Source organism: Cellulomonas sp. PS-H5, from assembly GCF_019265565.1.
Classification (GTDB): Bacteria; Actinomycetota; Actinomycetes; order Actinomycetales; family Cellulomonadaceae; genus Cellulomonas.
Window position 1 is genome coordinate 50,640 of record NZ_JAHVCI010000019.1, and the last position, 18,918, is coordinate 69,557.

17 protein-coding genes and 1 pseudogene are annotated in these 18,918 nt (G+C 76.1%); 13 read left to right on the forward strand and 5 right to left on the reverse strand.

The window, feature by feature from the left end:
* Positions 1–16: 16 nt before the first annotated feature.
* Positions 17–1,033, reverse strand: coding sequence for a WYL domain-containing protein (locus J5O08_RS09770; protein ID WP_308281520.1), 1,017 nt, complete (start codon positions 1,031–1,033; stop codon positions 17–19).
* A gap of 106 nt (positions 1,034–1,139) precedes the next feature.
* Here J5O08_RS09770 and J5O08_RS09775 point away from each other — a divergent pair, with 106 nt between their 5' ends.
* Complete coding sequence (locus J5O08_RS09775; protein ID WP_218706657.1) at positions 1,140–1,571, forward strand: VOC family protein; 432 nt, start codon at positions 1,140–1,142, stop codon at positions 1,569–1,571.
* 25 nt (positions 1,572–1,596) lie between these two features.
* Here the strand turns inward: J5O08_RS09775 and J5O08_RS09780 are convergent, their stop codons facing one another.
* Positions 1,597–2,370: an ROK family protein gene (locus tag J5O08_RS09780; RefSeq protein WP_217614935.1), complete on the reverse strand. Its 774-nt coding sequence runs from the start codon at positions 2,368–2,370 to the stop codon at positions 1,597–1,599.
* A gap of 43 nt (positions 2,371–2,413) precedes the next feature.
* On the opposite strand from J5O08_RS09780, the gene J5O08_RS09785 reads away from it, so the two are divergent.
* Together J5O08_RS09785 and truA are read left to right on the forward strand one after the other, a co-directional pair.
* Complete coding sequence (locus tag J5O08_RS09785; RefSeq protein ID WP_308281521.1) at positions 2,414–3,787, forward strand: ADP-ribosylglycohydrolase family protein; 1,374 nt, start codon at positions 2,414–2,416, stop codon at positions 3,785–3,787.
* On the forward strand, positions 3,784–4,773 hold the full coding sequence (gene truA / locus J5O08_RS09790) for a tRNA pseudouridine(38-40) synthase TruA (protein ID WP_218706658.1): 990 nt from the start codon (positions 3,784–3,786) through the stop codon (positions 4,771–4,773). Before J5O08_RS09785 ends, truA begins: the two co-directional genes overlap by 4 nt.
* Before the next feature lie 74 nt (positions 4,774–4,847).
* On the opposite strand, the gene J5O08_RS09795 is transcribed toward truA, so the two are convergent.
* The gene (locus J5O08_RS09795; RefSeq protein ID WP_217614933.1) at positions 4,848–5,267 is read right to left on the reverse strand and encodes a DUF5709 domain-containing protein; all 420 of its coding nucleotides are present in this window, start codon (positions 5,265–5,267) and stop codon (positions 4,848–4,850) included.
* 88 nt (positions 5,268–5,355) lie between these two features.
* Here J5O08_RS09795 and J5O08_RS09800 point away from each other — a divergent pair, with 88 nt between their 5' ends.
* The 7 genes from J5O08_RS09800 (at position 5,356) to J5O08_RS09830 (ending at position 12,653) form a co-directional block, all read left to right on the forward strand.
* The gene (locus tag J5O08_RS09800) at positions 5,356–7,050 is read left to right on the forward strand and encodes an ATP-binding cassette domain-containing protein (RefSeq protein WP_217614932.1); all 1,695 of its coding nucleotides are present in this window, start codon (positions 5,356–5,358) and stop codon (positions 7,048–7,050) included.
* Positions 7,051–7,305: 255 nt separating this feature from the next.
* Complete coding sequence (gene rplM / locus J5O08_RS09805; protein WP_147794330.1) at positions 7,306–7,752, forward strand: 50S ribosomal protein L13; 447 nt, start codon at positions 7,306–7,308, stop codon at positions 7,750–7,752.
* Between the two features lie 35 nt (positions 7,753–7,787).
* Entirely contained in the window at positions 7,788–8,276 is a 489-nt protein-coding gene (gene rpsI, locus J5O08_RS09810; protein WP_147794329.1) for a 30S ribosomal protein S9, read from the forward strand.
* Positions 8,277–8,425: 149 nt separating this feature from the next.
* On the forward strand, positions 8,426–9,775 hold the full coding sequence (gene glmM, locus J5O08_RS09815) for a phosphoglucosamine mutase (protein WP_217614931.1): 1,350 nt from the start codon (positions 8,426–8,428) through the stop codon (positions 9,773–9,775).
* Between the two features lie 13 nt (positions 9,776–9,788).
* Positions 9,789–10,496, forward strand: coding sequence for a peptide deformylase (locus tag J5O08_RS09820; RefSeq protein WP_218706659.1), 708 nt, complete (start codon positions 9,789–9,791; stop codon positions 10,494–10,496).
* 369 nt (positions 10,497–10,865) lie between these two features.
* Positions 10,866–11,816, forward strand: a complete 951-nt coding sequence (locus J5O08_RS09825) for a DedA family protein (RefSeq protein WP_255589560.1) — start codon at positions 10,866–10,868, stop codon at positions 11,814–11,816.
* A 273-nt stretch (positions 11,817–12,089) separates the two neighbouring features.
* Complete coding sequence (locus J5O08_RS09830; protein WP_218706660.1) at positions 12,090–12,653, forward strand: hypothetical protein; 564 nt, start codon at positions 12,090–12,092, stop codon at positions 12,651–12,653.
* 31 nt (positions 12,654–12,684) lie between these two features.
* Here J5O08_RS09830 and coaA read toward each other — a convergent pair whose 3' ends face one another.
* The gene (gene coaA / locus J5O08_RS09835; protein ID WP_308160930.1) at positions 12,685–13,647 is read right to left on the reverse strand and encodes a type I pantothenate kinase; all 963 of its coding nucleotides are present in this window, start codon (positions 13,645–13,647) and stop codon (positions 12,685–12,687) included.
* 108 nt (positions 13,648–13,755) lie between these two features.
* Between coaA and glmS the strand changes: the two genes are divergently transcribed.
* Both glmS and J5O08_RS09845 read left to right on the forward strand, forming a co-directional pair.
* Positions 13,756–15,609 (forward strand): glutamine--fructose-6-phosphate transaminase (isomerizing), encoded by a 1,854-nt coding sequence (gene glmS / locus J5O08_RS09840; protein WP_218706661.1) that lies wholly within the window; start codon positions 13,756–13,758, stop codon positions 15,607–15,609.
* Positions 15,606–15,959, forward strand: a complete 354-nt coding sequence (locus J5O08_RS09845; protein WP_218706662.1) for a holo-ACP synthase — start codon at positions 15,606–15,608, stop codon at positions 15,957–15,959. Before glmS ends, J5O08_RS09845 begins: the two co-directional genes overlap by 4 nt.
* Before the next feature lie 115 nt (positions 15,960–16,074).
* Here J5O08_RS09845 and J5O08_RS09850 read toward each other — a convergent pair.
* Positions 16,075–17,037, reverse strand: a pseudogene (locus J5O08_RS09850) (LLM class F420-dependent oxidoreductase); the annotation flags it as partial.
* A 108-nt stretch (positions 17,038–17,145) separates the two neighbouring features.
* Between J5O08_RS09850 and J5O08_RS09855 the strand changes: the two are divergent.
* Positions 17,146–18,828: a bifunctional ADP-dependent NAD(P)H-hydrate dehydratase/NAD(P)H-hydrate epimerase gene (locus J5O08_RS09855; protein ID WP_218706663.1), complete on the forward strand. Its 1,683-nt coding sequence runs from the start codon at positions 17,146–17,148 to the stop codon at positions 18,826–18,828.
* Positions 18,829–18,918: the final 90 nt, after the last annotated feature.

Sequence of the window (18,918 nt, forward strand, 5' to 3'; positions counted from 1 at the left end):
ACGACCGTGCAGGGGATCAGCCCGGCCTTCCCGGGCGGTGGGAGGTCGCGGCGACCCGGGCGAACCGGTCCGCCAGCACGGCGCATGCGTCGGCGAGCTCCTGCGGCTCGACCTGCAGCACCGCGACGTCGAACCGCGCAACGGCTGCGGCGAGCGCGACCCACGACCAGGACCCCAGCGTGACGCGGCACCGCCCTCCGCCCGCGTCCTCGACGACCCCGTCCGTCACGAACGGCGCGACGTCCCGGGCATCGGCGGCGAGGACGACCGTCCCACGGCACGGCCAGGCGCCGTCCGTCGTGGCAGCACCGTGGAACCGCGCGGCGATGAACGCCTCGACGTCGCCACCCGGGAGCTCTCGCGGGTCGAACCGCGCCCCACCGGGCGTGCGTGGTCGGACGCGGTCGGTTCGGAACACCCGCCAGTCGCCGACGTCGAGGTCCCACGCGACGAGGAACCACCGGCCGGCCCGCGCGACGACGTGGTGCGGCTCGACGCGCCTGGTCGGTGCGTCGGCGTCGGGAGTCGCACCGGTGCCAGCTCCTGCCTGCACCGGTCGGACGTACCCGAACCGCAGCACCTCCCGCGCCCGCACGGCAGCGCCGATCGTGGTGAGGACAGCCGGGTCCACCACCGGGGCACCCGGTCCCGCGACGACGGTGACCGGCACGGCGTCGACCCGGTGCGCGAGCCGCGAGGGAAGGACCTGGCGCACAGTCCGCAGCGCGCGTTCGGCCGCCTCCCCGATGCCCGCCCCCGAGGCAGCGGCGGCGCGCAGCGCGAGGGTCAGGGCGACGGCCTGCTCGTCGTCGAACAGCAGCGGCGGCAGGCGGGCGCCCGCGTCGAGGCGGTAGCCGCCCTCGCGCCCGCGCGTGCTCGTGATCGGGTAGCCGAGCTCGCGCAGCCGGTCGACGTCACGCCGCATGGTGCGGTCGGTCACGCCGAGCCTGTCGGCGAGCAGGGCGGCAGGCCAGTTGCGGCGGGTCTGCAGCAGCGACAGCAGGGCGAGCAGCCGGGGCGCGGTCGTGGGCACGCCGCCAGTCTGCACGCCTTTCCGGACACGACCTGTCCGGATGAGCCGCGAAAGTGGGCACGCACCGGCCGACCGGCTGGTGCACCCCCTCGACCGAGGAGCCATCATGGCAGTCACGACCACGACTCACCTGAACTTCCGGGGCGACGCCCGCGCCGCGCTGGAGCACTACCGCGAGGTGTTCGGCGGGTCGCTGAACATCGCCACGTACGCCGACGCGGGCGCCGCCGTGGATCCCGCGGAGGCGGACCACGTGATCTGGGGCGAGGTCCGGGCGGCCGACGGGTTCCACGTGATGGCGTTCGACGTCCCGGGCTCGCGCCCCTGGGACTCGGGCACGGACGCGTTCTACGTGTCGGTGCGCGGGGAGTCGACGGAGGAGATCGCAGCGCTGTGGGAGCGGCTCGCGGTGGACGCGGCGGGGGCGGCGGTCGTGGTCCCGCTGGGGCCGTCCGGCTGGACGCCGCTGTACGGGATGGTGCGGGACCGCTTCGGGGTCACCTGGGTCCTCGACGTCGCGGCGCCGTACGCGGGCTAGACGGACGAGGCGCGGCCGGGTGCGGTCAGGCGTCGCCGCCCAGCTGCCACGCGCGCACACCGCCGACGATGCCCGCCTGGTTCGGCACGACGACGACGTCGTCGCCGAGCCGGGCGAGCACCTGCGGGGTGATCTGCCGGGAGTTGCCGCCGCCGAGGTAGAGCCGGTCCCACAGGACGACGGGTCGCAGGCCCTCGACGACCTGCCGGACGCGGCGAGACCAGAGGCCGTCGCCGAGCCGGGCGCGCTGGATCTGGCCGATGTACTCGTCGTAGGTGGTCAGCCGGCGCACGGGGGCGTGGGACCACTCGAGGTGCGGGGCGAGCCGGCCGCCGTCGAAGAGCGCCGAGCCGAGCCCGGTGCCCAGGGTGAGGACGAGCTCGACGCCCGTGCCGGAGACGACGCCCGCGCCGTGCACCTCGGCGTCGTTGAGGACGAGGGCGGGGACGCCGAGGCGCTGGGCGACGGCGGCGCGGATGTCGCAGCCGGACCAGGCCTCGACGAGCTCGGGGTCGACGCGGGTGTGCGGCCCGGACCGGGTGACGTAGTGCGGGGTGGCCACGACGACGCCGTGCCGGATCATCCCGGGCATGCCGACGGTGGCCCGCTGGAACGGCGGGAGGCGGTCGGCGATGTCGGCGATGGTGTCGACGAGCCGCGAGGGCGGCAGGGGGTACGGGGTGGGCACGCGGACGGCCGGGGCGTGCAGGGTGCCCGAGGCGTCGAGGACGGAGGCCTTGATGCCGCCGCCCCCGCAGTCGACGGCGAGGGTGTACGGGGCGGGGTCGGGCGTGGGCACCGGACCACGGTAGAGCAGGCGCCCGGCCCGTACTCTCGGGGGCGTGCCCGACCAGCCCCTGCGCCCGACCACCGCCGAGACGGAGCCCACGACGGCCCCCGGCCTCCGCCCCCTCGACCGGGGCGTGCTCGACCGCGCCTCCGGCGTGCTGCTCGCCCAGGCGGCGGGCGACGCGCTCGGGGTGCCGTACGAGTTCGCGGAGCCTCCGGCGCCCGGGGAGCTGCCGGAGATGCGGGGCGGCGGGCTCGGCCCGTACGCGCCGGGCGAGTGGAGCGACGACACGCAGATGTCGGTCGTGGTGGCCCGGGTCGCGGCGCGCGGCGGCGGGCTTGGCACGGAGGAGGAGCTGGACGAGGTCGCCGCGGGGTTCGAGGGCTGGCGGACGGGCGGCGCGAGCGACGTCGGGACGCAGACGGCGGCGGTGCTCGCGGGTGCCGGTCGGCGCACGGGCCGGCCGGCGGCGCGGCTGCGGGCGGCGGCCGCGGAGCTGCACGCGGCGACGGGGCGCACGGCGGGCAACGGCGCGCTGATGCGGACGGGCGTGGTGGGCCTGGTGGCGCTGGACGACCGCGCGGCGACGGCCGGGGCGGCGCGCGCGGTCGCGGAGCTGACCCACCCGGACCCGCTGGCGGGCGACTCGTGCGTGCTGTGGTCGGAGGCGGTGCGGCTCGCGGTCACGGAGCGACGCCTGGACGTGCACGCCGGGCTGGACCTGCTGCCGTCGGAGCGTCGCGGCGCGTGGCGCGGCTGGCTGGACGACGCGGCATCGCCGCGCCCGGCGGCGGACCTGCGCGCGAACGGGTTCACCGTGACCGCGCTCCAGGCGGCGTGGCACGCGGTGGTCCGGTCGCTGCCGCCCCTGCCCGAGGCGGTGGAGGTGCCCGGGAGCGTGCACCTGCCGCTGGCGCTGGCCGCGGCGGTGCGGATCGGCGGCGACACGGACACGGTCGCCGCGATCGCCGGCGCGCTGCTGGGGGCGCGGTACGGCGGCGGTGCGGTGCCCAGGGTGTGGTCGCGTGCGGTGCACGGCTGGCCGGGGCTCGCGGGGCGACGCCTCGGCGCGCTCGGCCGGGCGACGGCGCAGGGTGGACCCGGGGTGCCGGGGACGCCCGGGGACCAGGTCTGCCCGCTGTGCGGGACGCGCGAGCCGTTCTTCGAGCGGTACGCGGGCCACGTGTGCGCGTGGTGCGCCGGGTGGGTGACGGATGCCGTGGGTCGGCCGGTGGGCCTGTACAACGAGTCGTTCACCGGCGGGTACACCGCGCAGTACGAGGACGGGACGACCGCCTCGCCGGAGGTGCTCGCGGGCGAGGTGCGGATCGACGGGCGTCGGCTGCGCGCGGTGGAGGCGAGGTTCGGCGGGATCGTCGTCCAGCTCCCCGTCGACGAGGCCCCGGACGCGGTGGTGGTCCCGTGACCTCGTCGACCCCACCGCCCACCCCCGCACCCGCCAACGCACCCGCCGCCGGCCCCGCCCCCGTCCGCGTCCGCGTCGACCTCGCCTACGACGGCACGGACTTCGCCGGCTGGGCTCGCCAGCCCGGCCTCCGCACGGTGCAGGGCGTGGTCGAGGACGCCCTGGCGCTGGTGCTCCGCTCGGAGCACCGCGGGGACGCGCCGCCGCGGGTGACGGTCGCCGGGCGCACGGACGCGGGCGTGCACGCGCGGGGCCAGGTGCTGCACGTGGACGTCCCGGCGGGTGCGTGGGCCGCGGTGCCCGGCCGGTCGGACCGCACGCCCGAGGAGTCGCTGCTGACCCGGCTGGGCGGGGTGCTGCCGCCGGACGTGGTCGCCACGGCGGTCACGATCGCGCCCGAGGGGTTCGACGCGCGGTTCTCGGCCGTGGCCCGCCGGTACGTGTACCGGGTGTGCGACGACCCGGCGCTGCGCGACCCGCTGCGCCGCGCGCACGTGCTGTGGACCCGGCGGCCGCTGGACGTGGCCGCGATGCACGAGGCGGCGGCCCGGGTGCTGGGCCGGCACGACTTCGCGGCGTACTGCAAGCCCCGTCCGGGCGCGACGACGATCCGCACGCTCGACGAGCTGACGTGGGAGCGACCCGCGGACGGACCGGATGCCGGGCTGGTGGTGGCGACCGTGCGTGCGGACGCGTTCTGCCACTCGATGGTGCGGGCGCTGGTCGGCGCGAGCCTGGCGGTGGGGGAGGGCCGGCGGCCGGTGGACTGGCCGGCGGAGCTGCTGGTCGGCGGGCGGCGCGACCCGGGCAGCGCGGTGGTCGCGGCGCACGGGCTGACGCTGGAGGAGGTCGTGTACCCGCCGGACGCGGAGCTGGCCGTGCGCCAGCTCCGGACGCGCGCGATGCGCTCGGCGGACGACGTGCACGCAGCCCCCACCCGGGCCGGCGCCCCGGCGACCGGCCCGGTGGATCCCGCGGAGGAGTGACGCGGACGGCGGACGCCGGTGCCCCCGCACCCGTGCCCGCCGCCCGCCCTCACCCGCCGGGAGGAGGCGTGGAGTCAGTCCTCCTCGTCGACGATGTGGACGGCGGCCTCCTCGGCGCTCGCCGCGCCGCCGTCGACGCCCGCGTCGAGCGCGAACTGGTCGTTCCCGCCGGACTCGACGGCGTCGTCGTCCTCGAGGAGCCGGCCGGCGCGGTCGGGCTCGCGGGACGGGTCGGGCGCGCGGTCCGGGTCGTCCCAGACGTCGGGCTCCTCCTGGGCGATGCGCTGGTCGAGGGTCTCGCCGCGCGACTCCTCCCACGCCGTCTCGCCGAAGTGGCTCGAGGCGGGGCGCGGGCGCTCGGGCGGGCTGTAGCCCTCGTCCAGCAGGTCGTCGACGCCGCGTCCGACCAGCGTGTCCTCGGCGGGGAGCTGGTCCGCGTCGCCCTCGGCGCCGGTGGCGGCGTCGGTGCTCGTGGCAGGGGTGTTCTCGCTCATGCGTCGAGCCTGGCACCGCACCTCCCGCCCTGCCACCGCACGGATATCGGGTTGGGACCTCGCCGGGACACCTGGGACGATCGGCGCCATGGGTCATCTCGAGGTGCACGACGTGCGCTACGTGCTCCCCGACGGCCGTCCGCTGCTCGGGGGTGTCGACCTGCGGGTCGGCGAGGGGCAGCGCACCGCGCTGGTGGGTCCGAACGGCGCGGGGAAGTCGACGCTGCTGCGGATCGTGGCGGGTGACGAGCAGCCGCACGACGGCGCGGTGGTCCGCACGGGCGGGCTCGGTGTGATGCGGCAGGACGTGGGGCGGATCGCGGACGACCGCTCGGTCCGTGACCTGCTCGCGTCGCTGGCGACGGGCGCGATCGGCGCGGCGGCGGCGGAGCTGACCGCCTCGGAGCTGCACATGATGGAGGTCGACGACGAGCCGTCGCAGATGCGGTACGCGCAGGCGCTCGCGGACTGGGCGGACGTCGGCGGCTACGAGGTCGAGGCGGACTGGGACCGGGTGACGGACGCGGTGCTGTCGGTCCCGTTCGACCGGGCGCAGCACCGCGGCGTGCGGACGCTGTCGGGCGGGGAGCAGAAGCGGCTGGTGCTGGAGGCGCTGCTGCGCGGACCGCAGGAGGTGCTGCTGCTCGACGAGCCGGACAACGCGCTCGACGTCCCGACGAAGCGCTGGCTGGAGCGGCGGCTGCTCGACAGCCCGAAGACGGTGCTGCTGGTGAGCCACGACCGCGAGCTGCTGTCCCGGGTGCCGACGCACGTCGCGACGCTGGAGCCCGCGAGGGCTGGGGCGACGGTCTGGATCCACGGCGGCACGTTCACGACGTACACCGCGGCCCGGGAGGCGCGTCGCGAGCGGCTGGCCGAGCTGGCGCGCCGGTGGGACGAGGAGCACCAGAAGCTCGTGACGCTGGTGAACACCCTCAAGACCAAGGCGGCGTTCAACGACGGGCTCGCGTCGCGGTACTCGGCCGCCCAGACCCGGCTGCGGAAGTTCGAGGAGGCCGGGCCGCCGGAGGTCGTCTCCCACGACCAGCACGTGCGGGTCCGGCTGCGCGGCGGGCGGACCGCCAAGCGCGCGGTCGTCGCCGAGCGGCTGGAGCTGACGGGTCTCATGAGGCCGTTCGACCTCGAGGTGTGGTTCGGCGAGCGCGTGGCCGTCCTCGGGTCGAACGGGTCGGGCAAGTCGCACTTCCTGCGGCTGCTGGCCGCGGGCGGCAGCGACCCTCAACCCGAGCAGGCACCGGCCGAGGGGGAGCTGCCGATCGACCCGGTGTCCCACACGGGCGTCGCCCGCCTGGGCTCGCGCGTGGTGCCCGGATTCTTCGCGCAGAACCGGCAGCACGCGCAGGACGCGGCGTTCGCCGGGCGCACGCTGCTCGAGATCCTGCACCGCGGGGAGGGCCGCCGGCCGGGCATGGGCCGGGAGCCCGCGAGCAAGGCGCTGGACCGCTACGAGCTCGTGGCGTCGGCGGAGCAGCGGTACGAGACGCTGTCGGGCGGGCAGCAGGCGCGGTTCCACATCCTGCTGCTGGAGCTCGGGGGCGCGACGCTGCTGCTGCTCGACGAGCCCACGGACAACCTGGACCTGCACTCGGCGGAGGCCCTGGAGGCGGGGCTCGCGGCGTTCGAGGGCACGGTGCTGGCGGTGACGCACGACCGGTGGTTCGCCCGGGGGTTCGACCGGTTCCTCGTGTTCGGCGAGGACGGGGCGGTCGTGGAGACGCCGGAGCCCGTGTGGGACGCCGGCCGGGTGGCCCGGGCGCGCTGAGGCGGGCGGCGCGGGCCCGGCGATCCGGGCCGCGCAGCCGCGCTGAGCAGGGCCGCGGGTCGGTGACCGACGTCGCTTTGACCGCCCCCGGGACCGGCGGCTACCCTGGTGAGTCGTTGTGCGTCCGTCGGTGTCGACCCTGGTGCGTTCCCACTCACCGGTCCACGGACGACGCACCGACGGTACTCATCGGCTGACCCCGGCTTCTACGGGATTGCCGTGGACACAGTCAGAGACATAGAGAAGGCAACGACCGTGCGCACGTACACCCCGAAGCCCGGCGACGTCCAGCGGAACTGGTACGTCATCGACGCGACCGATGTCGTCCTGGGCCGCCTCGCCACCCACGTCGCCACGCTGCTGCGCGGCAAGCACAAGGCGACCTTCGCCCCGCACGTGGACGGCGGCGACTTCGTCATCGTCATCAACGCGGACAAGGTCGCGCTGACCGGCAACAAGCGCGAGACCAAGCTCGCCTACCGCCACTCGGGCTTCCCGGGCGGTCTGCGGGCGACCACGTACACCGACCTGCTCGACAAGCACCCCGAGCGTGCGGTCGAGAAGGCCGTGCGTGGCATGCTCCCGAAGACCTCGCTGGCCCGCCAGCAGCTCTCGAAGCTGAAGGTCTACCGCGGTGCCGAGCACCCGCACGCCGCCCAGCAGCCGAAGCCCTTCGAGATCACCCAGGTCGCGCAGGGCTGACGCCCTCGAGCACACCGGAACAGGACGCGAAACACATGGCCGAGACCACGGTCGACATCGACCTCGAGGGCGGCGAGACGCCCAGCAGCTACACCTCCGAGACCGCGGCCCCCGCGGGCCGGGGCCAGAGCCTCACGGCTCCCGGCCAGGCCCTGGGCCGCCGCAAGGAGGCGATCGCCCGCGTGCGCCTGGTGCCCGGCACCGGCCAGTGGAAGATCAACGGCCGCACCCTCGAGGACTACTTCCCGAACAAGGTGCACCAGCAGCTCGTGAACTCCCCGCTGAAGCTGGTGGAGGTCGAGGGCCGCTTCGACGTCATCGCCCGCATCAGCGGCGGCGGCGTGACCGGCCAGGCCGGCGCCCTGCGCCTGGGCATCGCCCGCGCGCTGAACGAGATCGACGCCGAGCACAACCGCCCGGCGCTGAAGAAGGCCGGCTTCCTGACCCGCGACCCGCGCGTCGTGGAGCGGAAGAAGGCCGGTCTCAAGAAGGCCCGCAAGGCCCCGCAGTACTCCAAGCGCTGATCCACGGATCAGCGACCGCGGCCGGTGGTCCCGAGGTTCCGTCCTCGGGGCCACCGGCCGTTCCGGTGCCCGGGCCCGGCGCGGTGACGCGCGGGCCTGGCACGATGCACGAGGCCGCACCGGCGGCCCCGACGACGAGGGGGTCCTCGATGGGACGACTGTTCGGCACCGACGGCGTGCGTGGCCTGGCGAACCGGGACGTGACCGCCGAGCTGGCGCTCGACCTGTCCGTGGCGGCGGCGCACGTGCTCGGCCAGCGGGGCGAGTTCGCCGGCCACCGGCCGCGCGCCGTGGTCGGCCGCGACCCGCGCGCCTCGGGCGAGTTCCTGTCCGCCGCCGTGGCCGCGGGCCTGGCGAGCGCGGGCGTGGACGTGCTGAACGTCGGAGTGCTGCCGACGCCCGCCATCGCGCATCTGACGGGTGCGCTGGACGTCGACCTCGGCGTCGTGCTGTCGGCCTCGCACAACCCCATGCCGGACAACGGCATCAAGTTCCTGGCCCGGGGCGGCCACAAGCTCGACGACGAGCTCGAGGACGCCATCGAGCAGCGCCTGCGCGGCGCGTGGGAGCGCCCGGTCGGCGCCGCCGTCGGCCGGATCCGCTCGGACACGGGTCGCGCGGGGGAGCAGTACGTCGAGCACCTGGTGTCGACGCTCGGGCACGACCTCGCGGGCCTGCGGGTCGCGGTCGACTGCGCGAACGGCGCGGCGTCCGAGGTCGGTCCCGCGGCGCTCCGCGAGGCCGGCGCCGACGTGGTGGTCATCAACGCGTCGCCCGACGGCCGCAACATCAACGAGGCGTGCGGCTCCACGCACCCCGAGCAGCTGCAGGCCGCGGTCGTGGCCTCGGGCGCGGACCTCGGCGTGGCGTTCGACGGCGACGCCGACCGCTGCCTCGCGGTGGACCACACGGGCGCGCTGGTCGACGGCGACCAGATCATGGGCGTGCTGGCGCTGGACCTGCGCGAGCGCGGGATCCTGGCGCACGACACGCTGGTCGTCACGGTGATGAGCAACCTCGGTCTGCGTCTCGCGATGCAGGCCGCCGGCGTCCGCACGGTCGAGACCGGCGTGGGCGACCGCTACGTGCTCGAGGCGATGCGCGCGCACGGCTACAACCTCGGCGGCGAGCAGTCGGGCCACGTGATCCTCGCGGACCACGCGACCACGGGCGACGGCACGCTGACGGCGCTGCAGCTCGCCTCCCGCGTCGCGGCGACGGGCCAGAAGCTGAGCGAGCTGGCCGCCGTCGTGCGCCGGCTGCCGCAGACGCTGGTCAACGTCCCGGGTGTCGACAAGGACCGCGCGGGTTCGGACGAGCACGTCGCCGCGGCCGTCGGGGCCGCGCAGACGTCGCTCGGGTCGACGGGCCGCGTGCTGCTGCGCCCCTCGGGCACGGAGCCGCTGGTCCGCGTCATGGTCGAGGCGGCGACGCAGGACGACGCCGACCGCGTCGCCTCGCAGCTGGCCGACGTCGTGCGCGACCGCCTGGCGCTCTGAGGACCGGGGCGCGGTGACGACGACCGGGGCCGGAGCCGGGGACGCCCCGCAGGCGACCTGGCCCGCCGCCGTCGTGCGCGAGCACGTGCTGCGGCTGCTCGACGCCGGCGCGGCCGACCCGTCGGGCACCGTGCCGATCGTCCAGGCCGGGCACCCCGCGCTGCGGATGCGCGCGGTGCCGTTCGACGGCCAGATCGGCGACGACGAGCTCGCGGCGCTGGTCGCGCTCATGCGCCGGACGATGCACGCGGCGCCGGGCGTCGGCCTGGCCGCACCGCAGATCGGCCTCCCGCTGGCGCTGGCGGTGCTCGCGGACCCCGGTGCGGGCGAGACGGAGACCGGCCGGGTGCGCGAGCGTCCCGCCCTGCCGTTCCGCGTGCTGGTGAACCCGGCGTACGGGCCGGTCCCGGGCGAGGAGCCCGAGCGGGTGTCCTTCTACGAGGGCTGCCTGAGCGTCGTCGGCTACCAGGCGGTGGTGCCGCGGCTGCGCCGGCTGCGGCTCACCGGGCAGGACGAGACGGGCGCCGCGCTGGACGAGGTGGTGCAGGGCTGGCCCGCCCGCATCGTGCAGCACGAGACGGACCACCTGAACGGCACGCTGTACCTGGACCGGGCGCACCCGCGGTCGCTGTCGGCGACGGACGAGCTCGGCGCGCACTGGGCGACGGAGCCCCGCCCGGCCGAGGCGGCGCGCACGCTCGGCTTCCCGCTCGACGGCTGAGGACCGCGCCGCGCGCGGCGCCGGGGCGCTGCTCCGGCGGCGGCCGCGCCGACCCCGCCCGCCCGGCCCTCGGCACGGACCGCAGCGTTCACCGGGACGTCACCGAATCCCCGTGACCCGTGTCGGACCTGCGTGGTGCACTGGGCGCGCGGGGTCGTCCACGGGGGTGGCGCCGCTCCGCCGGGAGGCGGACCCGGGCCGGCGGTACGTCGTCCCGGGGGCCGATGCCCCGTGCGACCGTCCCGGTCAGGATGGGGGGAGGACCAGGGTGGACTCGGGGGAGTCCCCCATGTCACGGCCGGCGGCGCGCACCTAGCGTGGACGACGGCCGACCCGCCCGAGGGCAGCCGTCGAACGACCCGGGAGCTGATGAACGTGCTGCAGGACTGGATCAGCGCCGTCGAGGGCTGGGTGCCGATGCTGGCGGACTCGGTGTGGGTGTTCCCGGCGCTGTTCCTGTTCGCCACGATCGACGGCTTCTTCCCGCCGATCCCGAGCGAGTCGGTCGTGATCGCGCTCGCCTCGCTGTCGGTCGCGCACGGTTCGCCGAACATCGTGCTGGTGGCGCTGGCCGCCGCGCTCGGCGCGTTCGTCGGCGACCAGATCGCCTACACGATCGGCTCGAAGGTCGACGTGCACCGGCTCCGGGTGTTCCGCACCGCGCGTGGTCGCAAGGCGCTCGCGTGGGCCGAGCACGCGCTCGAGCACCGGGGTTCGTCGTTCATCCTCGCGGCGCGGTACATCCCCGTGGGCCGGGTGGCCGTGAACATGACCGCCGGGGCGCTCGGGTACCCGCGCAAGCGGTTCGTCGGGCTCACCGCTCTCGCCGCCGTGACCTGGGCCGTGTACGGCTCGGCCGTCGGCGCGGGGGCGGGCCTGTGGCTCGAGGACCACCCGGCGATCGCGGTGGTCGCGGGCGTCGTCGTGGGCACCCTGGTCGGGGTCGGGATCGACTGGGTGCTGCGCCGCTGGACCGGGCTGGACCGGGCGCCCGCGCCGATGGCGGGCGCGCAGCAGGCCGGCGCGGGCGGCGAGGACGCCGCGGGCCAGGCCGTCGCAGGCCACGACGCCGCCGCACTCGGGAGTGCCGCCGGGAGCCGGGACGCCGCCGGGAACCGGGACGCAGCCGGGAGCCGGGACGCCGCCGGGCGGCAGGACCTCGCAGGCCGTGACGTCCCCGGGCCGGTCGCCGGCGCTCCCGTCGCCGCTGGGGCGACCGCGGCCCTGTGCGCGGTCCCGTCGGCCGCCGCGGCGCCGCACGGCCCCGCCGTCCCGGACCGCCGGGTCACGTCCCGGCAACGATCCGGCCCCGCCCGCTAACGATCCCGCATCGTCGGCCGCCCGGGCCGGTCGTCGTGCCTACGCTCGACCCGGGCCACAACGGCGTCGCCCCCGACGGCGGAGGCCGGGCACGCGCCCGTGCCTTCGCCCTGGGCAGGGGAATGGGCGACGGAGGGCGGCGGCGACATGGCAGCACCGCGTCCTCGCGCACCCCGGAGACCGTCGCCCGGCCGCGCTCCCCGGGTCGCGCCGCGGCGGGCCGCCCGCCCTCGGGCCGGGCTCGCCGGCCTCCTGGCCTTCGCCCTCGCAGCCGTGCTGGCCGCGTGCGCGGGCGGCGACCCGACCGCCTCCACCGCCGACGCCGCCCGGCGGTCCGCCTCCGGGGCGTCGGTGTCGTCCGGCGCGGACTGCCTGGCACCTCAGGTCCTCGCGGCGCTCGGGTTCGCGGGCGCGGGCAGCACGGCGCACCCCGACGTGCCGGAGGCGGGTCTGGTCCCGGACGGGTTCACCGCGGTGTCCGCGGTGCTGTGCACGACCGGGGAGACGCTGACCGACGCCGCGGGCCGCTGGGCCGCGGTGACCGCCACGCGGCTCGAGGGCGACGTCCGGCCGCTGATCACCGCGCTCACGGCGTCGGCGACCGTCCCCGCGGCGGGGACGTCGCCCACTCCCTGCGGGGAGGACGCGCGCCGCGCCGACCTCTGGCTGGTGGACGCGCTGGGCGCCGCGGTGCGCGTGGCGCTGCCCTCCGGGGGCTGCGGGACGCTCCCGGTCGCCGTGTCGGAGGGTCTGGACGCGTTGGACGCCGTCGACGTGGAGCACTACCCGGTCGAGCTGGTCGGGCCGCGCGCGACGGCGGCGCCGACGGGCGGGTGACCGGACCCGCTGACCGGACCCGCGGGTCGGCTCAGAGCTTGCGGAGCCGCACGCGGCGGACCGAGTGGTCGCCGCCCTTGGTCAGCACGAGGGTCGCGCGGCTGCGGGTCGGCAGGATGTTGCGCACCAGGTTGGGCGCGTTGATCGCGTCCCAGATGCTCTCGGCGCGGGCGACGGCCTCGGCGTCGCTCAGGCCCGCGTACCGGTGGAAGTACGACTCCGGCCGGGCGAACGCCGTCGACCGCAGGGACAGGAACCGCTCGACGTACCACTGCCGGACGTCGGAGGTCCGCGCGTCGACGTAGATGGAGAAGTCGAAGAAGTCGCTCACCGCGAGGTTGGACGTGCTCGACGTGCCCGCGGCGGACGGGGCCGGCTGCAGGACGTTGAGGCCCTCGACGATCAGCACGTCCGGCCGGCGCACGACCACCTCGGCGCCGGGGACGATGTCGTAGGTGACGTGGTCGTACACCGGGGCCCGGACCTCGTCGTGGCCGGCCTTGACCTTCGACACGAACTGCAGCAGCGCGCGCCGGTCGTACGACTCGGGGAAGCCCTTGCGGTCCATCAGGCCGCGGCGCTCGAGCTCGGCGTTCGGGTGCAGGAACCCGTCGGTCGTCATCAGCGCGACGTTCGGGGTCGCGGGCCAGCGGGCCATGAGCTCGCGCAGCAGCCGGGCCGTGGTTGACTTGCCGACCGCGACCGACCCGGCGACGCCGATGACGAACGGGGTGCGGGGGGTGTCCTCGCGCAGGAAGGTCGACGACGCGGCGTGCAGCCTCCGGGTCGCGGTCACGTACAGGTCGAGCAGCCGGGACAGCGGCCGGTAGATCGCGTCCACCTCGGCGAGGTCGATCGGGTCGCCGAGCCCGCGGAGCCGGGTGACGTCGTCGTCGGTGAGGGGGAGCGGCGTGGACTCCGACAGGCGGACCCAGGAGTCCCGGTCGAGCTCCACGTACGGGGAGGTCTGCCCGGGGACGTCGGTGGCGCGCACCCGACGATTCTGCACGATGCCGCGGGTCGCGCCCGTCGGGCGCCGGCGCCGCGGGGACGTGACCTGCGCCGCGGCGGTGCGCCTCGCGCCGCGGCTAGACTCCCGCCCATGTGTGGAATCGTCGGGTATGTCGGTGACCATGGGCCGGACGGCCGGCCGCTCGGGGTCGTCCTGGAGGGCCTGCGCCGCCTCGAGTACCGCGGGTACGACTCGGCCGGCGTCGCGCTCGTCACCCCGGAGGGCCTGGCCACGGCCAAGAAGGCCGGCAAGCTCGTCAACCTGACGGGGCTGCTCGAGGAGCGCCCGCTGCCGGGCGCGACCGCCGGCATCGGGCACACCCGGTGGGCGACCCACGGCGGCCCGACGGACGTCAACGCGCACCCGCACGTCGCGGGTGGCCTCGCGCTGATCCACAACGGCATCGTCGAGAACTTCGCCGTGCTCAAGGAGGAGCTGCTGGCCGACGGCGCCGAGCTGCTCTCCGAGACGGACACCGAGGTCGTCGCGCACCTGCTGTCACGGGCCTACGCCGAGGTGAAGGACCTGGGCGAGGCCATGCGCCAGGTCGTCCGCCGGCTGCACGGCACGTTCACGCTGCTCGCGGTGCACGAGGACCACCCGGACACGGTGGTCGGCGCGCGGCACGACTCGCCGCTGGTCGTCGGGCTCGGCGACGGCGCGAACTACCTGGGTTCCGACGTCGCCGCGTTCATCGCGGAGACCCGGCGCGCGCTCGAGCTCGCGCAGGACCAGGTCGTCGTCATCACGCCGCGCTCGGTCACGGTCACGGACTTCGACGGCAACCCCGCCGAGGGCCGCGAGTACACGATCGACTGGGACGCCGCGGCGGCGGAGAAGGGCGGCTTCCGCTCCTTCATGGAGAAGGAGATCGCCGACCAGCCGCAGGCCGTGCAGGACACCCTGCTGGGCCGCACGGACGTCCAGGGCCGCCTGGTGCTCGACGACCTGAAGATCTCCGAGTCGGTGCTGCGCTCGGTCGACAAGATCATCGTGATCGCCTGCGGCACCGCGGCCTACTCCGGGCACGTCGCCAAGTACGCGATCGAGCACTGGTGCCGGATCCCCGTCGAGGTCGAGCTGGCGCACGAGTTCCGGTACCGGGACCCGATCCTGAACGAGCGGACCCTCGTCGTCGCGATCTCCCAGTCCGGGGAGACCATGGACACGCTGATGGCCGTCCGGCACGCCCGCGAGCAGGGCGCGAAGGTGCTGGCGATCTGCAACACCCACGGGTCGACGATCCCGCGCGAGTCCGACGCCGTGCTCTACACGCACGCCGGGCCCGAGGTGGCTGTCGCGTCGACCAAGGCGTTCCTCGCCCAGATCACCGCCGCCTACCTGCTGGGTCTGTACCTGGCGCAGCTGCGGGGCAACAAGTTCGCGGACGAGATCGCCGAGATCCTCGAGGACCTGCGGGCGATGCCGGACAAGATCCAGGACGTCCTGGACCGCTCGGGCCGCGTGCGCGAGATCGCCCGCTGGATGGCGGACACCTCCTCGGTGCTGTTCCTCGGCCGGCACGTCGGCTTCCCGGTGGCCCTGGAGGGCGCGCTCAAGCTCAAGGAGATCGCGTACATCCACGCGGAGGGCTTCGCCGCCGGCGAGCTCAAGCACGGCCCGATCGCGCTGATCGAGCCCGGGCAGCCGGTGTTCGTCATCGTGCCGAGCCCGCGCGGCCGCGACTCGCTGCACTCGAAGGTCGTCTCCAACATCCAGGAGATCCGGGCGCGCGGCGCCCGCACCCTGGTCATCGCGGAAGACGGCGACGAGGCGGTGCGCGCGTACGCCGACGAGGTGTTCTACGTGCCGCAGAGCCCGACGCTGCTCGCGCCGCTGCTGTCCGTCGTGCCGCTGCAGATCTTCGCGTGCGAGCTCGCCACGGCCCGCGGCCTGGACGTCGACCAGCCGCGGAACCTGGCCAAGTCGGTCACGGTCGAGTGATCGTCGGCGTCGGGATCGACGTCGTCGACGTCGCCCGGTTCCTGGCGACGGTCGAGCGGGTTCCGGCCCTGCGGGAGCGGCTGTTCACGCCTGAGGAGCGGGAGCTCGCGCCGGCGTCGCTCGCGGCGCGGTTCGCCGCCAAGGAGGCGATCGCGAAGTCGCTCGGCGCGCCCGCCGGGATGTCCTGGCAGGACGCGACCGTGCGCCGGGTCCGGGGCGAGCAGCCGGTGGTCGAGGTGATCGGCACCGTCGCGGCGGCCGCGGCGGCCCGGGGCGTGACCCGCTTCCACCTCTCCTTGAGCCACGACGCCGGCATCGCCTCGGCGATGGTCGTCGCCGAGTCCGACTGACCCGCTCGGGCGCGCGCCGAGGCTGCAGGAGCGGACTGCGGGACGTCGTCCCGTCGCAGCCCGGCACCCCCGAATCGGCCGGCAGCGTGCGGCCCCGCCGGGGCCGGACGCCCGCGCGCTCGAACAGCTCGATGCCCGAGCGGTCGTAGGCGGCCTCCGCGAAGTACGTGATCGCGTAGGTCATGCCCAGGCCGCGGAGCTCGGTCAGCTTCTCGACGATCTGCTCCGGGGTGCCGACGAGCGGGCCGCGGCGGAACTCCTCGGCGACCTCGGGGGCCTTGTCCGGGACGGTGCGGGCGTAGTGCTCCTCGATCCAGGCGATCCGGTCGTCGACCTCCGCCTCGGTGGACCCGATCACCACGTTGTAGTTGGCCGAGCGGGTGATCTCGTCGTAGTTCCGGCCGATCGCGGCGCAGTGCTCCTGCAGGACCTGGCTCTTGTGCGCGAAGCCGGCCGGGGTGCCGTCGAAGTTCGTGTACGCCGCGTGCTCGGCCGCGACCCGCAGGGTCTTGCGCTCGCCGCCGCCCGCGATCCACAGCGGCGGGCCGTCGACCTGGAGGGGGAGCGGGGCGAGCTGGGCGCCGTCGACCTGGTAGTGCCGGCCGTCGAGGGTCGCGACGCCGTTGGTCCACAGCTGCTTCATGATCTGCACGCCCTCGTCGAGCATGGCGATCCGCTCGCCCGGCCTCGGGAAGCCGTAGCCGTAGGCGCGCCACTCGTGCTCGTACCAGCCGGCGCCGATGCCCATCTGGACGCGGCCGCCGGAGATGATGTCGGCCGTCGCCGCCACCTTCGCGAGGTAGGCCGGGTTCCGGTAGGACATGCAGGTGCACATCTGGCCGAGCGTGACGCGGCTGGTGGTGGCCGCGTAGGCGTTCATGAGGCTCCAGGCCTCGTGGGTGGTCTCGCCGTTGGGCTCGGGCACCGCGTGGAAGTGGTCGTAGACCCAGATGGAGTCGAAGGCGTCGCCCTGGTCGGCGTGGGTGGCGAGGCCGCTCATGACGGACCAGTGGTCGCGGGCCTCGATGCCCGTGAGGTCCTGCCGCCAGCCCTGGGGGATGAAGAGTCCGAAGCGCATGGGCCGCAACCTATCCCCGGAGCCGACCGAGCGCCGGACGGCGGCCACGCACGCAGGGTGCGCGCGCGACCACGCGCGCCCGCCGCCGGGCTCGGCCAGGATGGACGCATGATCCTGGGGTACACGGCAGCCGAGGTCCGCGCGGCGGAGGAGCCGCTGCTCGCCGACGGGGTGCCGCTGATGCAGCACGCGGCGTTCGCCCTCGCGACGCGGGTCGCGGCGGAGCTCGCCGACCGCCGCGGGCAGGTGCGCGGCGCGACGGTGGTGGCGCTGGTCGGGTCGGGCAACAACGGCGGCGACGCGCTGCACGCCGGCGCGTACCTGGCGCGGCGGGGCGTGCGGGTGGTCGCGGTGTGCACGACCGACGAGCCGCACGCCGACGGGCTGGCGGCGTTGCGCCGGGCGGGCGGGCGCGCGGTGCGCGCGGTCGAGCCCGGCGCGGTCGACGGCGGACGTGGCGACGGCGGACGTGGCGACGGCGGGCGCGGCGACGGCGCAGACGGGCGCGTGGCCGCCGCGCGCGCCGGTGACCGCCCGGACGACACCGCCGCGCTGCCCGGCGTCTGGCTCGGCGACGCCGTGGCCGAGGCGTACGCCGCCGACGTCGTGCTCGACGGCCTGCTGGGCATCGGCGGCCGGGGCGCGCCGCGCGGTATCGCGGGCCTCCTCGCCGGGCTGCTCGCCGACCTCCTCGAGTCCGAGGACGCGGGCAGCGCCGGCGGTGGCCCCCGGAGCGCGTCGAAGGCGGGCGGCGGCCCGCTGGTCGTGGCGGTCGACGTGCCGAGCGGCGTGGGCGTGGACGACGGGTCGCTCCCGGACGGCCCGGTGCTGCCGGCCGGGGTCACGGTGACGTTCGGTGCCGCGAAGCCCGCGCTGCTGCTGCCGCCTGCGTCGCGGCGCGCCGGACGGGTCGAGGTCGTGGACCTCGGTCTGGCGCTGGCCGAGCGCCCCGCCGTCGCGCGCCTCGCACCGGCCGACGTCGCCGCGCTCTGGCCGGTGCCCGGGCCGGAGGACCACAAGTACAGCCGCGGCGTGCTCGGCGTGGTGGCGGGGACGCCGGCGTACCCGGGCGCGGCGGTGCTCACGGTCTCGGCGGCGGCGCTGTCCGGCGTCGGGATGGTCCGGTACGTGGGCCCGTCGGCGGTCGCGCGGTCGGTGCTCGCGGCCCGGCCCGAGGTCGTCGCCGGCACGGGCCGGGTGCAGGCCTGGCTGCTGGGTCCGGGCGTCGACCCGGGCCACGCCAAGCAGGCCCGCCGGGTGACGGGTGCGCTGCAGGCGGCGCTCGCGGAGGGGCTGCCGACGGTGCTCGACGCCGGGGCGCTGGCGCTGGCGCCCCGCGAGCTCGCGCCCTGGTGCGTGCTCACCCCCCACGCCGGCGAGCTCGCGACGCTGCTGGGCCGGCTCGGCGAGGACGTGGAGCGGGCCGCGGTCGAGGCGGAGCCGCTGCGCTGGGCACGCCGGGCGCACGAGCTGACGGGCGCGACGGTGCTGCTCAAGGGCTCGACGACGGTGGTCGTGGGCGCGGGTGGCGCGGTGTACGCGCAGGCGGACGCGCCGGGCTGGCTCGCCACCGCAGGCGCGGGCGACGTGCTCGCGGGCGTGCTCGGCGCACTGCTCGCCGGCCGGGCGGCGGACGTGCTGGACGACCCGCCTCTGGCGGCGGCGCTCGCGGCCGCGGCGGCGCTGGTGCACGGCCGGGCGGCCGAGGAGGCGGTGCCGGGTGGGCCGGTCACGGCGCTGGGCGTCGCGCACGCGGTCCCGGCGACCGTGGCAGGGTTGCTGCGTGGCTGAGACCCCGACCGTCGCCGCCGACGGCGCCCCGGACGACCGCCCCCGCGCCGCCGGCGCGCCCGCGCACGACCCGGGCCCGCACGACCCGGG

Excerpts from the sequence above, each read along its gene's own strand:
- glmS (WP_218706661.1), top strand. The coding sequence starts at position 13,756 with ATGTGTGGAATCGTCGGGTATGTCGGTGACCATGGGCCGGACGGCCGG.
- J5O08_RS09855 (WP_218706663.1), top strand. The coding sequence starts at position 17,146 with ATGATCCTGGGGTACACGGCAGCCGAGGTCCGCGCGGCGGAGGAGCCG.
- glmM (WP_217614931.1), top strand. The coding sequence starts at position 8,426 with ATGGGACGACTGTTCGGCACCGACGGCGTGCGTGGCCTGGCGAACCGG.
- J5O08_RS09800 (WP_217614932.1), top strand. The coding sequence starts at position 5,356 with ATGGGTCATCTCGAGGTGCACGACGTGCGCTACGTGCTCCCCGACGGC.
- J5O08_RS09775 (WP_218706657.1), top strand. The coding sequence starts at position 1,140 with ATGGCAGTCACGACCACGACTCACCTGAACTTCCGGGGCGACGCCCGC.
- rpsI (WP_147794329.1), top strand. The coding sequence starts at position 7,788 with ATGGCCGAGACCACGGTCGACATCGACCTCGAGGGCGGCGAGACGCCC.
- J5O08_RS09795 (WP_217614933.1), bottom strand. The coding sequence starts at position 5,267 with ATGAGCGAGAACACCCCTGCCACGAGCACCGACGCCGCCACCGGCGCC.
- J5O08_RS09825 (WP_255589560.1), top strand. The coding sequence starts at position 10,866 with ATGAACGTGCTGCAGGACTGGATCAGCGCCGTCGAGGGCTGGGTGCCG.